Genomic DNA, 12,211 nt, shown 5'->3' on the forward strand with positions numbered 1-12,211 from the left:
GCGGAGTCGAGATGCCTTAAGTTCTCGACTGCGCTCGAACTGACATATAATCATGATTTCTTTTATAGGTACTTCGTAAAATCCATATCCGAAATGGCTCCGTGCGAGGTGTGGAAGGTAACTTTACCGTTCTTGACGACCAGTAATTGGGGAGACTCGTGGAGTACATCAAATTTCTCCGCAATTCGGTTGGAAATATCCCGGTGGTTTTGAATGGTCAAAAAATAAAGGTCAATATCCAAATCCATATCGTACGACCCCTCGAACATATTGAGGACCATTCGGCTTATGCCGCACGTATTCGAGTGCTTAAAAATCACCTGTGGTCGACCATTGGACTTTTCAGCAATCGCCTCCAATTGGTCCATAGCTTCCAATGGAATCCAAGGCAATGCTTCCTTTTTTGTCGTTGTGTTCTCCTTTTTTCCGAAGACGCTGTCAAATATTCCCATATTGCAAATTTATAGGATAAGTCGGTAGGGAACAAAAAGCTTACAACTGACTAAATGTCTTGCTATCACAGGTTTTATCGGACATTTTGACGGTAATATGGTAATGGTAAGGTTGTTGACTTTAATCGGTAAAACGAAAACGATGAACTTTAACAATTTTACCATAAAATCGCAAGAAGCCATTCAAAGGGCCCAGCAATTGGCCCAAGAATTTGGGCATCAACAAATAGAAAACGAACACCTGTTCAAAGCCATTGGCGAGGTGGATGAAAATGTGCTTCCCTTCATTTTGAAAAAATTGAACGTGAACACCAACCTCATCCATCAAATATTGGACAAGGAGCTCCAGAGCTTTTCCAAAGTGACCGGAGGAGAAATCATGCTTTCGCGCGAAGCCGGAAAAACCGTCAACGAAGCCAGTATTATCGCCAAAAATATGGGCGATGAATATGTTTCCGTGGAACATTTACTCTTGGCCATTTTCAAATCCAAGAGTAAGATCGCGCAAATCCTAAAAGATCAAGGCGTTACCGAAAAAGACTTGAAAGCGGCCATTCAAGAATTACGTAAGGGAGGAAAGGTAACCTCGCAGAGTGCCGAGGAAACCTATAATTCCTTGGATAAATACGCCAATAACCTCAACCAATTGGCCGATAGTGGCAAGTTGGACCCCGTTATTGGAAGGGACGAAGAAATCCGAAGAGTTTTGCAAATCCTCTCCCGACGCACCAAAAACAACCCTATGCTCGTAGGTGAGCCCGGTGTGGGTAAAACAGCCATTGCCGAAGGATTGGCGCATCGAATTGTGCAAGGTGACGTGCCCGAAAACCTAAAGGACAAAATCATCTACTCATTGGATATGGGTGCCCTGATTGCCGGTGCCAAATACAAGGGTGAATTTGAGGAGCGCCTAAAGGCGGTAATCAAAGAGGTGACCTCCTCCGATGGGAACATCGTACTATTTATCGATGAGATCCATACCTTGGTAGGCGCTGGTGGCGGACAGGGTGCCATGGATGCCGCAAACATCCTTAAACCAGCCCTGGCCCGTGGTGAACTTAGGGCCATTGGAGCAACCACTTTAGATGAGTATCAAAAATATTTTGAGAAGGACAAGGCATTGGAGCGAAGGTTCCAAAAAGTGATGGTAGACGAGCCGGATACCGAAAGCGCCATTTCCATCCTCCGGGGTATCAAGGAAAAGTATGAAGCCCACCACAAGGTCCGTATTAAGGATGATGCGGTGATTGGGGCGGTTGAACTATCGCAACGCTACATCACCAACCGCTTTTTGCCCGACAAGGCTATCGACCTCATGGATGAAGCAGCTTCCAAACTTCGCATGGAAATCAACTCCAAGCCCGAAGAATTGGACGTGCTCGACCGTAAGATCATGCAGTTGGAAATTGAGGTGGAGGCCATCAAACGGGAAGACGACACCACCAAATTAAAGTCCCTAAACTTGGAGTTGGCCAACCTCAAGGAAGAGCGAAACGAAATCTTTGCCAAATGGGAGAGCGAAAAAACCGTGGTGGACAATATCCAACGAACCAAGGAGGATATCGAAAACTACAAGGTGGAGGCCGAACGCGCCGAGAGGAACGGTGACTACGGTAAAGTAGCCGAGCTACGGTACGGAAAAATCAAAGAGGCGCAAGAGAAGTTGGAAAAGCTTCAAAATGAATTGTCCGAGCAACAAACTGCCGGCACCTTGATCAAGGAAGAGGTCACTTATGAGGATATCGCCGAGGTGGTGGCCAAATGGACCGGAATTCCGGTGAACAAGATGATGCAGAGCGAGCGCGAAAAGCTTTTGAAGCTGGAAGACGTGCTGCACAAACGCGTAGTGGGACAAGAGGAGGCCATTGTGGCCGTATCCGACGCCATTCGAAGAAGCAGGGCCGGGCTGCAGGATGCCAAAAAACCCATCGGTTCATTCCTGTTCTTGGGTACCACTGGTGTGGGTAAGACCGAGTTGGCCAAGACCTTGGCCGCCTATCTGTTCGATGACGAAAATGCCATTACGCGGATAGATATGAGCGAATATCAAGAACGCCACTCCGTGAGTCGATTGGTAGGTGCGCCTCCCGGCTACGTGGGCTATGATGAGGGCGGACAGTTGACCGAGGCGGTACGAAGAAAACCTTATTCGGTGATATTGCTGGATGAAATCGAAAAAGCCCACCCCGATACCTTCAATATTCTTTTACAGGTATTGGATGAGGGTAGGTTGACCGATAACAAAGGACGTGTGGCGGATTTTAAGAACTCCATCATCATTATGACCAGTAATATGGGAAGCCACATCATCCAAGAGAAATTTGAGGATGCGAAGGATATGGACAGTGCATCTGAGGCCGCACGTGTGGAAGTGATGGGATTGCTCCGCAAAACCATCCGACCAGAGTTCTTGAACCGTATCGATGATATTATCATGTTCACCCCGTTGAGCAAATCGGACATCAAGGACATTGTGGGGCTGCAACTGGCCAATTTGAAAAAAATGTTGACCAAGCAAAACATCACCTTGGATGCGACCGAGGAAGCAATCGATTATTTGGCAGCCAAAGGATTTGACCCGCAATACGGTGCACGGCCCGTAAAACGATTGATCCAGAAAGAGGTGTTGAACAACCTGTCTAAAGAGCTGCTATCAGGAAGAATTACTTCGGACAGCATCGTGCTCTTGGATTCTTTCGATGATCAGTTGGTATTCAGAAATCAAAATGAATTGGTAGAATAATACCAAATCACCCATAGATAAAGCCCTTACTTTGTTAAAGTGAGGGCTTTTCTTTTATAAAATACCGTACAGTATTTGATTTTTTATATCTTAGATACGACCAACAGCAACCAACAAAATGACCAAAAAGGCAGAACGTACCACCGCTTACATTATTGAGACCGTAGCGCCCATTTTTAACAAACATGGCTACATAGGCACCAGTATGAGCGACCTTACCGAAGCTACAGGCCTCACCAAAGGTGCCATTTACGGAAATTTTGAAAACAAGGAAGCCCTGGCGCTCTCCGCCTTTGAGCACAATCGGAATATGCTCTTGCGGGCAATTGACAATGCTCTGGAAACAGGTGACGAAGCCTTGGCAAGAATTTATGCCCTATTGAATTTTTACAGGCAGTACGATGTATTCACCCTGCCCATGGGCGGATGTCCCATCCTCAATGTTGGTGTGGATGCCCAAGGCAACAACAAGCTCCTTGCTGCGGCGGTAAAAGAAACTGTCAAAGAAATTGAGGGCAAGATTGCCCTTGTCCTTGAAAATGGAGCGAACCGAAACGAAATTAAGCTTCCTGTACCCCCTTTACAGTTTGCCAAGCAATTGTTCACCATGATCCAAGGGGCCGTGGCCATGAGCACCATGATGCAGGACCGAAAGTACTTGGTCAATACCGTTGCGTATTTAGAGTTTTTGGTGAAGCAAGAACTCAAAAAGTAAAGCCCATTTTCTTATTCATTCAAGCGCCTGTCATTCCAACAGCTCAAAGCGACGAGGTAGCTCACATCATTTAATTAGGAAATGGATTTCGCTCTTTGCTTGAAATGACCGTCTCATCTAACATCAATTTCCTTTGACACGGAAAATCCAGGTTTTTTCCGCATACTTACCAAAAAACTTGCTGTCTCGGGCCTTTCTGGCCTCATCCATGGTATTGTAGCGCTCCAAATACACATAATTGTACTTGTTTACGCTTCGATAGAAGGATTTGGGATCCAAACCTTTTTCCCGGAGCGTTTTCATGAAGTTTTCAAAATATCGTTGGGTACCATAAACGTTGGCAATCAAATAGAAACCGGGCTCCAAACCTTCTTCATTTTCTACTTCTTCGTAGCGTTCGTTTGGTCGAACCTCTACCTGCTGCCGTTGTAATTGTTCCAGACTGTCCTTTTTGCGCTGCTGTTCCATAAGTTCCCATTGGCGTTGTACTTCCGCTAGGGAGTCCTTTACACGCTCCAATTGTCTTCTTGCCTCAAGTTCGCGACGCTCCTGCTCCAGTCGTTGTTGCTCTATTTCCTCCTCCAGTGGGTTTGGCTCCTCTTCCACGGTTTCTGCGGGTAAGGCTTCTTGCGGCTCTTCCGGCTGAATTTCCTTTGTTTTTGTTTTTCCAAAGTGATAGGAAGCAACGATTTCAAACGTGGCGTCTTCTTCGCTCAACGCGTTATCCGTTGCAAACTCCATCAATCCACCCAAAGAAAAGGATTTTGCCAAGGTAATCCCCAGACCACCTGACGCACCATAAAAACTGTTGTAGCCGCCCTGTACCCAAAATTTAGAGGTGGAGAACAACCCATTCAACCCAAACTGGGTGTCGCCATTAGGCACGGATTTGACATATACTACGGGGCGGACAAAACTATCTCCCAAACCCTCCGAAATCATCAACGGAAAATCATGCGACACCGTTCCGGTAACACTCTGAAAGCTATCCATATTTTGCCCGTTGGAACCGGAAACATTAAAGCCCACTGCATTTTCCAAGGCCAGACCAACACTGAATCGATTGACCATCAACCGCAATCCAGGGGTAAATTGTACCTTAAACCCTTCAAAATCCTCCAATGCAACAGGGTCCAACCCGTCACCTTCCACAAATTGTTCATCAGCAACTGTTTGCTGGAAGGCAAAGACATTGAGTCCGGCCATCAGCTGAATTTCATCATCCAATTGAAAGGTTTGGGCAAAAGTCAAATTACCCCCAGTGTACAAAAAAACACCTGTATTGTGCTGTAAAAAGCCTACCGATGCTACTGAAGCTGGATTCAATTGGTGGGTGTAATTGGCGAAAATGGTGGAAGGGTCGCCATCAATGCTCTGCCATTGCCATCGGGTCCATACCGAAAGGGAATTCGGATTGTTCCAGTCCAAGGCGTAGGTAGGATTCAGCAAACTGGCGTTGAACTGCGTGAGCGAATGTTGCCTAAAATCGGACGGCAATGTAGGCTCTTGCCCCCAAGTCAAGGAGGTACTTATGATAACGAATAAACAAACCAAAAACTTGGGCATACCAGAAAATGAAAATTAAACGTTACTTTTAAAACAAATTAACCAAAAACATACGGGAACTTTGAATAGAACTATGCGAACCATCAAACCCCTAATTGCCCTTGCAATTATACTCGTTGGAAGTATCGGCTGCAAAAAAGATACGAAAATTGCCGAAGATCCTGTTATTTCCACCTTCTATTTTATAAGGCATGCCGAAAAAGACAGAACGGACCCTGAAAACCCGGACCCAGAGCTCAATCAGGATGGTTTGGACAGGGCCATACGCTGGGCCGAAGTCTTCGACCCCATCCCTCTGGACATGGTCTACTCCACCAATTACGAGCGGACTTCCATGACGGCTGCACCTACCTCTATCAAAAAAGATATCGATATCAAGTATTACGACCCTCGCGATATGGATATCGAGGCGTTCAAAATGGAAAATGAAGGGAAAAATGTCCTTGTGGTCGGCCACAGCAACACTACGCCAATGTTGGTGAACAAAATAATCGGCATGGAAAAATATGATGCCATGGATGATTCTGACAACAGTAGTTTGTTTATCGTCCGAATTATTGATGGCGTACCAACGGACATCCGATTAAAAATGGATTAGGCCTATTCCACCAAAATATTTTCCAGTTCGATCTTGCTCAGGAGTTCAAGCTCCCCTTTATCGTACAATTGACCGATTTCTAGAATGCCTGTTCCCTCTTTTAGAGGTTTATAGTTCTCGTAGTCCACAAAACGGATACCATTCACATAGCGTTCGTTATAGGCTTTCCTAAACCGCTGACCGCCTCCATTTACATGAAAGTCGTAGGCCAAATACTCTGGCTTAAATGTTTCTTTATCAAACCAATATAAATAGGTGTCCTCAAAATCGTCACCTCCCCCTTGCTGGTCAAAAGTCACCTTTACTTTGTAATAAGGTTTGTTGCTGATCGTCTCCTCGCCTAAAAAAGTTTTGTTGACGGCAGCATCGTTTAAACCATAGGGCAATCGCACAAAATAATGCACTGAGTTGATGGAATTGGCATATTTCACCGCCATGGTATCGTGCACCTGCACCAAAGAATCGTTTACGTAGCGTTCAAAATCATCACCCCTTTTGATATCGATAATCGTAGTGGTGTCCAAATCGGAAATCCGCTTAAAAACCCTTTGTCCATCCACATTTTCGGAAACATAACTTTTATCCCTAAAATCAAAAGTCACTGTATGGTCGTTAAACAATGCCCCTCCACTATCGGCAATGGATTTGTCCACAATTTCTTGGGCAGTCGGTTGTTCTTTAGCTTCTTGTTTGCATCCAATGGCACAAACAATTACAAGGGGAATTAAAAATCGTTTCATAAGGTTGTTTATGTACTTATTCGTAAAATCTGGCATAACATTACAATTTTCTTGGCAAAGAGTTTATATTTTTGTGCCCGATGCAGCAAAATATCAACATAAAAAATAGAAGAGCCCGATTTGATTATGAAATTTTGGATACCTACACGGCGGGAATCGTCCTCGGAGGTACCGAAATAAAATCACTCCGGTTGGGCAAGGCTTCCATTTCGCAAAGCTTTTGTGAGTTTAATGACAAGGGTGAACTATTTGTCGTCAACATGCAGATTGATGAATACACTCATGCCAGTCATTTTAACCACGCCCCAAAGGCTGTACGCAAATTGTTGCTCAACAAAAGGGAACTCAAGAAACTGCAAAAAGAGGTAGCTACCACTGGACTCACCATTGTGCCGCTCAAAGTTTTCATCAACGATAGGGGTCTGGCCAAAATGAACATTGGTCTGGCCAAGGGTAAAAAATTGTACGATAAGCGGGAAACCATCAAGGACCGGGACAACAAACGGAACCTATCCCGAATCAAAAAGAGTTTCAACAATTAGTTTTTATCTTCCAACAAGGGAACGAACCGGAACGAACCGTACTCCTTTTTCTCGAATTCCTTTTCAGACTTACGCACGAACAATGTCATGATTTGTTCATCCACCCCAACGGGAATCACCAGCCTGCCCCCTACTTTCAATTGCGACAAAAGGGGTTTAGGAACTTCTGGGGCACCCGCAGTAACAATAATTCCATCGTAAGGCGCTTCTTCGGGCAGTCCTTTGTAGCCATCCCCAAAAATCATCTTTTTGGGTCGATAATGCATTTTATTGAAGAACAATTTAGTGGTCTTGAAGAGCTCCAATTGGCGTTCGATGGTATAGACCTTGGCCCGTAAATGCAGCAAAACTGCGGTTTGATAACCACTTCCTGTGCCTATTTCCAAAATCTTATCGTTCGGTTTCACCTCCAACAATTCGGTTTGGAATGCCACCGTGTAGGGCTGTGAAATGGTTTGGTCCGCACCAATGGGAAAGGCTTTGTCCTGATACGCGTGGTCCTCGAAACCACTGTCCAAAAACAAATGTCTGGGAACCGTTTTTATCGCTTCCAGCACCTTTTTGTCCGTTATCCCCTTGGCTGCGACAACATCGGCCAAGTTTTTGCGCATTCCCCTATGTTTGAGCGTATCCTTCATGGTATCTGGTCTGGTGGGGCGAAGTTAAAAAGTTCCCCAAAAATATCCCCTTAGTTCCATTCAAAAATTTATGGAAACTGGCATCATATCCGTATTTTTGACGAAAACAGGTCATATGCTAAAAGTTGGTGTCCTCGGTGCGGGACATTTAGGAAAGATACACCTCAGGCTCTTAAACCAATCGGATAAATATGAACTTGTTGGGTTTTATGATCCCGATGAGATCAATGCCAAAAAAGTTGTTGCCGAATTTGGGTATACCCATTACGACAATATCAACAATTTGATAGATGTCGTGGACGTAGTGGACATAGTTACCCCTACGCTGTCCCATTTTGATTGTGCCAAAAAGGCCATTGAAAAAGGAAGGCACATCTTTATTGAAAAACCGATCACCAATACTTTGGAAGAAGCAGAACAACTGCTCGAACTCTCCAAAAAACATGGTGTTAAAGGCCAAGTTGGCCATGTGGAACGCTTTAATCCTGCATTTTTGGCCGTAAAGGACAAAATCGAGAACCCTATGTTCATCGAAACGCATCGTTTGGCGGAATTTAATCCGCGGGGGACCGATGTGCCCGTTGTGCTGGATTTGATGATCCACGATATTGATGCAATTTTGAGCGTGGTGCCTTCCGAAGTGGAAAAAATCAATGCCAGTGGTGTTTCTGTCATTAGTCAATCACCCGATATTGCCAATGCACGTATCCAATTCAAAAACGGTTGCGTGGCCAACCTTACCTCGAGCCGTATTTCCCTTAAAAATATGCGGAAGTCGCGTTTCTTTCAGCGCGATGCCTATATTTCGGTAGACTTCTTGGAGAAAAAAGTAGAAGTGGTCAAAATGAAGGACGCTCCCGAAAATCCTGGCGATTTTGATATGATCTTACAAAACGCCGAAGGCGAGAAAAAGCAGATCTATTTTGAAAACCCCGAAATAGACGTGAACAATGCCATTTTGGACGAATTGGAAACCTTTGCCGATGCCATCAACAACGACACTGAACCCGTTGTAAGTTTGGAACAAGGCACCAATGCCCTGCGTGTGGCCCTTCAAATCATTGCATCATTTGATAATTAATCGTCGTTCCTCCGAAATATTCGGATGGATCACCATTTTAAATACAAGCTTATGAAACAAATAGCGGTTATTGGAGCAGGAACCATGGGAAATGGAATCGCCCATGTTTTTGCGCAGAACGGATACAAAGTCAATTTAGTGGATATCTCCCAAGCTTCCTTGGACAAAGGGCTGGCTACCATTACCAAAAATTTGGACCGGATGATGGCCAAAGAGGTCATTGATGCCTCCAAAAAAGAAGCCACCCTTGCCAATATCACCACTTATACCAACCTAAAAGAAGGCGTTTCCAAAACGGATTTGGTGGTTGAAGCGGCAACGGAGAAATTGGATATTAAACTTCAGATTTTCAAAGATTTGGACGAAGTATGCGAGCCATCGGCTATTTTGGCCACCAATACATCCTCCATTTCCATCACCCAAATCGGTGCGGCCACAAATCGCCCCGAAAAAGTGATCGGCATGCATTTTATGAATCCGGTTCCCATCATGAAGTTGGTGGAAATTATCCGTGGGTACAGCACTTCGGATGAGGTTACAGAAACCATTATGGAGCTTTCCAAAAAACTGGGAAAAACCCCTACCGAGGTAAACGACTATCCAGGATTTGTGGCCAATCGTATTTTGATGCCGATGATCAATGAATCCATCGAAACCTTGTATAATGGCGTAGCCGGTGTTGAGGAAATCGATACTGTGATGAAATTGGGCATGGCACACCCTATGGGTCCTTTGCAATTGGCGGACTTTATCGGATTGGACGTATGCCTTTCCATTTTGAACGTGATGTACGATGGGTTCAAAAATCCCAAATACGCCCCTTGTCCCCTACTGGTGAACATGGTAATGGCCGGTAAATTAGGAGTGAAATCGGGCGAAGGGTTTTACGATTATTCCGAGTCCAGAAAGGCTGAAACCGTCTCCGCGCAATTCAAATAAGAACGTATGGCCATTGTAAAACCTTTTAAGGCCATACGCCCTACAAAGGACAAAGCTTTTTTTGTGGCATCGCGCTCCTACGAGGAATATTCCAAGGAGGAACTAAAAGCGATATTGCAGTACAACCCGTTCTCGTTTTTGCACATCATCAACCCAGGGTTCAAGTTTGAAAAGAACATCAGGGGCAAAGAACGGTTTGGCTTGGTACACAATCGGTATTTGGAGTTTTTGGAGGAAGACATCTTCCAAAAAGATGATGAGCCCAGCTTTTACCTCTACCAAATCACCAAGAACGATTTTAAAAGTCTTGGTTTCTTTTGTGCCTGTAGCGTAGAGGATTATCGTAACAATGTGATTAAAAAGCACGAGGACACCCTACAGGACCGGGAGGAGCTCTTTGCCGATTATTTGCATACCGTAGGCTTTAACGCGGAACCTGTTTTGATGACCTACGAGGACAATGAAACCGTAGATGAGATCTTTCAACGGAAAATAGAACGAAAGCCAGAGTACGATTTCACCACCACGGACAGGGTGAACCATAAACTATGGAAAATTTCGTATCCCGAAGGGATTGAAAAACTGGAAAAGGCTTTTGGAGACCTCGATGCACTTTATATTGCCGATGGGCACCATAGAAGCGCATCATCCAGTCTGTTGGCAGACCTTAAGAAATCGGAAAACCCCAATCATACCGGAGAGGAAGCCTATAATTATTTCATGGCCTACCTGATTCCCGAATCACAGATGCGGATTTCGGAATTCAATCGTATGGTAAAGGATTTGAACGGATACTCCAAAAAGGAGTTCTTGATTCAGTTGGACGAGCATTTCCGAATAGAAAAACGGGAGAATGGGTTGTGCAAACCATCTAAAAAACATGAATTCAGCATGTATTTGGAGGGAGAGTTTTACACCCTTCATTTTAGGCAAACAAACCATGAGTTTACCGATGCACTGAGCCGTTTGGACACCCAAATCCTCTACAAAACCATTTTGGAACCTATTTTGGGCATTACTGATCTAAGGAACGACAAGCGGATTTGCTACGGTTACGGTAAAAACAACCTTATCCAAATGAAGGATTCGGTGGATTCGGGCAGCTATGCCGTTGGATTTAGCTTGGTTCCCACGACAGTGCAGGAAATCAAGGCCATTGCCGATGCTGGTTTGGTAATGCCACCAAAAAGCACGTATATTGAGCCTAAGCTCCGTAGCGGCCTGGCCATTTACGAATTGTAAATTTTAATCAATTGTTCATTTTGATGATATTTATGATTGAAAACCGTCAGTTCGAGTTTTTTCTGAAGGAAAAAGTACCTGCCTGCCGGCAGGCAGGTCGAGAACAAGGTTTGTAACTGAGAAAATTCTTTTCTCGATACATTTTTTTGAACTTTGGTTCAAAAAACCACTCGAAATGACGAATTTTTATTGTCTCCGCCATTGGCTCATCAGCGGAACAAAATAGCAGGAATCCATAAATTTAAAAGATTCCGTACCACGTGCGGAATGACATTAACTAAACTATGTCAGTAAAAGATAACCTTACAAAAATAACATCCGAACTCCCGGAAGGTGTGACCTTGGTCGCCGTTTCCAAAACCAAGCCCAACGAGGATATCTTGGAAGCGTACGAAGCGGGACAACGCATATTCGGTGAAAATAAAGTGCAGGAGATGGTCCAAAAATGGGAAGACTTGCCCAAGGACATCGAATGGCACATGATCGGTCACGTACAGCGCAACAAAGTCAAATATATGGCCGAGTTCGTTTCCTTGATTCATGGTGTGGACAGTCCCCGTCTGTTGAAGGAAATCAACAAACAAGCCAAAAAACACGATCGAGTCATCCCCTGCTTGTTGCAAATTCACATCGCCGAAGAGGATACCAAATTTGGCCTGGATGAAAAAGAGTTAAATGAGCTTGTGGATTCTGACGAGTTCAAAACCATGGAGCACATCAAAATCGTAGGTTTGATGGGTATGGCGACCTTTACTGAGGACATGAACCAAGTACGCAGGGAGTTTGCCCAACTCAAATCCCTGTACGATCATCTTAAGGCCAAATTGACAGACATCAACATCCTTTCCATGGGCATGAGTGGGGATTACACGGTCGCCATTGAGGAAGGAAGTACCATGGTGCGGATAGGAAGCAGTATATTTGGGGCTAGAAACTACACATAAGCAGCATTTTT

Annotated in this window: 12 protein-coding genes; 8 read left to right on the forward strand and 4 right to left on the reverse strand. The window is 44.6% G+C overall.

Annotated features, from left to right (window positions below):
* Positions 1–62 precede the first annotated feature (62 nt).
* Positions 63–452, reverse strand: a complete 390-nt coding sequence (gene ytxJ / locus ABNE31_RS12480) for a bacillithiol system redox-active protein YtxJ (protein WP_349351370.1) — start codon at positions 450–452, stop codon at positions 63–65.
* Positions 453–594: 142 nt separating this feature from the next.
* Here ytxJ and clpB point away from each other — a divergent pair, with 142 nt between their 5' ends.
* A complete protein-coding gene (gene clpB, locus ABNE31_RS12485; RefSeq protein ID WP_293282404.1) occupies positions 595–3,195 on the forward strand; it encodes an ATP-dependent chaperone ClpB in 2,601 nt (866 codons plus the stop codon).
* A 118-nt stretch (positions 3,196–3,313) separates the two neighbouring features.
* On the forward strand, positions 3,314–3,910 hold the full coding sequence (locus tag ABNE31_RS12490; RefSeq protein WP_349351371.1) for a TetR/AcrR family transcriptional regulator: 597 nt from the start codon (positions 3,314–3,316) through the stop codon (positions 3,908–3,910).
* 123 nt (positions 3,911–4,033) lie between these two features.
* Here ABNE31_RS12490 and ABNE31_RS12495 read toward each other — a convergent pair whose 3' ends face one another.
* Positions 4,034–5,476: a PorP/SprF family type IX secretion system membrane protein gene (locus tag ABNE31_RS12495; RefSeq protein ID WP_349351372.1), complete on the reverse strand. Its 1,443-nt coding sequence runs from the start codon at positions 5,474–5,476 to the stop codon at positions 4,034–4,036.
* Between the two features lie 61 nt (positions 5,477–5,537).
* On the opposite strand from ABNE31_RS12495, the gene ABNE31_RS12500 reads away from it, so the two are divergent.
* Positions 5,538–6,074, forward strand: coding sequence for a histidine phosphatase family protein (locus tag ABNE31_RS12500; protein ID WP_313885110.1), 537 nt, complete (start codon positions 5,538–5,540; stop codon positions 6,072–6,074).
* Between the two features lie 2 nt (positions 6,075–6,076).
* On the opposite strand, the gene ABNE31_RS12505 is transcribed toward ABNE31_RS12500, so the two are convergent.
* Entirely contained in the window at positions 6,077–6,814 is a 738-nt protein-coding gene (locus ABNE31_RS12505) for a DUF6503 family protein (RefSeq protein ID WP_349351373.1), read from the reverse strand.
* 80 nt (positions 6,815–6,894) lie between these two features.
* Here ABNE31_RS12505 and smpB point away from each other — a divergent pair, with 80 nt between their 5' ends.
* Complete coding sequence (gene smpB / locus ABNE31_RS12510; RefSeq protein WP_127141703.1) at positions 6,895–7,356, forward strand: SsrA-binding protein SmpB; 462 nt, start codon at positions 6,895–6,897, stop codon at positions 7,354–7,356.
* Here the strand turns inward: smpB and ABNE31_RS12515 are convergent.
* Positions 7,353–7,994: a protein-L-isoaspartate(D-aspartate) O-methyltransferase gene (locus tag ABNE31_RS12515; RefSeq protein ID WP_179383899.1), complete on the reverse strand. Its 642-nt coding sequence runs from the start codon at positions 7,992–7,994 to the stop codon at positions 7,353–7,355. The genes smpB and ABNE31_RS12515 overlap by 4 nt on opposite strands.
* A gap of 115 nt (positions 7,995–8,109) precedes the next feature.
* Here ABNE31_RS12515 and ABNE31_RS12520 point away from each other — a divergent pair, with 115 nt between their 5' ends.
* From ABNE31_RS12520 to ABNE31_RS12535, 4 genes are all read left to right on the forward strand, one after another.
* Positions 8,110–9,075, forward strand: a complete 966-nt coding sequence (locus ABNE31_RS12520; protein ID WP_349351374.1) for a Gfo/Idh/MocA family oxidoreductase — start codon at positions 8,110–8,112, stop codon at positions 9,073–9,075.
* Positions 9,076–9,126: 51 nt separating this feature from the next.
* Positions 9,127–10,014 (forward strand): 3-hydroxybutyryl-CoA dehydrogenase, encoded by an 888-nt coding sequence (locus tag ABNE31_RS12525; RefSeq protein ID WP_349351375.1) that lies wholly within the window; start codon positions 9,127–9,129, stop codon positions 10,012–10,014.
* 6 nt (positions 10,015–10,020) lie between these two features.
* On the forward strand, positions 10,021–11,256 hold the full coding sequence (locus ABNE31_RS12530) for a DUF1015 domain-containing protein (RefSeq protein ID WP_349351376.1): 1,236 nt from the start codon (positions 10,021–10,023) through the stop codon (positions 11,254–11,256).
* A 284-nt stretch (positions 11,257–11,540) separates the two neighbouring features.
* The gene (locus tag ABNE31_RS12535; protein WP_349351377.1) at positions 11,541–12,200 is read left to right on the forward strand and encodes a YggS family pyridoxal phosphate-dependent enzyme; all 660 of its coding nucleotides are present in this window, start codon (positions 11,541–11,543) and stop codon (positions 12,198–12,200) included.
* The last annotated feature ends 11 nt before the right edge of the window (positions 12,201–12,211 follow it).

This window comes from Flagellimonas sp. MMG031 (assembly GCF_040112705.1).
Taxonomy (GTDB): domain Bacteria; phylum Bacteroidota; class Bacteroidia; order Flavobacteriales; family Flavobacteriaceae; genus Flagellimonas.

What these genes read in the sequence shown, in the direction of transcription:
- ytxJ (WP_349351370.1), bottom strand. Translation starts at nt 452, where the DNA reads ATGGGAATATTTGACAGCGTCTTCGGAAAAAAGGAGAACACAACGACA.
- clpB (WP_293282404.1), top strand. Translation starts at nt 595, where the DNA reads ATGAACTTTAACAATTTTACCATAAAATCGCAAGAAGCCATTCAAAGG.
- ABNE31_RS12490 (WP_349351371.1), top strand. Translation starts at nt 3,314, where the DNA reads ATGACCAAAAAGGCAGAACGTACCACCGCTTACATTATTGAGACCGTA.
- ABNE31_RS12495 (WP_349351372.1), bottom strand. Translation starts at nt 5,476, where the DNA reads ATGCCCAAGTTTTTGGTTTGTTTATTCGTTATCATAAGTACCTCCTTG.
- ABNE31_RS12505 (WP_349351373.1), bottom strand. Translation starts at nt 6,814, where the DNA reads ATGAAACGATTTTTAATTCCCCTTGTAATTGTTTGTGCCATTGGATGC.
- smpB (WP_127141703.1), top strand. Translation starts at nt 6,895, where the DNA reads ATGCAGCAAAATATCAACATAAAAAATAGAAGAGCCCGATTTGATTAT.
- ABNE31_RS12515 (WP_179383899.1), bottom strand. Translation starts at nt 7,994, where the DNA reads ATGAAGGATACGCTCAAACATAGGGGAATGCGCAAAAACTTGGCCGAT.
- ABNE31_RS12520 (WP_349351374.1), top strand. Translation starts at nt 8,110, where the DNA reads ATGCTAAAAGTTGGTGTCCTCGGTGCGGGACATTTAGGAAAGATACAC.
- ABNE31_RS12525 (WP_349351375.1), top strand. Translation starts at nt 9,127, where the DNA reads ATGAAACAAATAGCGGTTATTGGAGCAGGAACCATGGGAAATGGAATC.
- ABNE31_RS12530 (WP_349351376.1), top strand. Translation starts at nt 10,021, where the DNA reads ATGGCCATTGTAAAACCTTTTAAGGCCATACGCCCTACAAAGGACAAA.
- ABNE31_RS12535 (WP_349351377.1), top strand. Translation starts at nt 11,541, where the DNA reads ATGTCAGTAAAAGATAACCTTACAAAAATAACATCCGAACTCCCGGAA.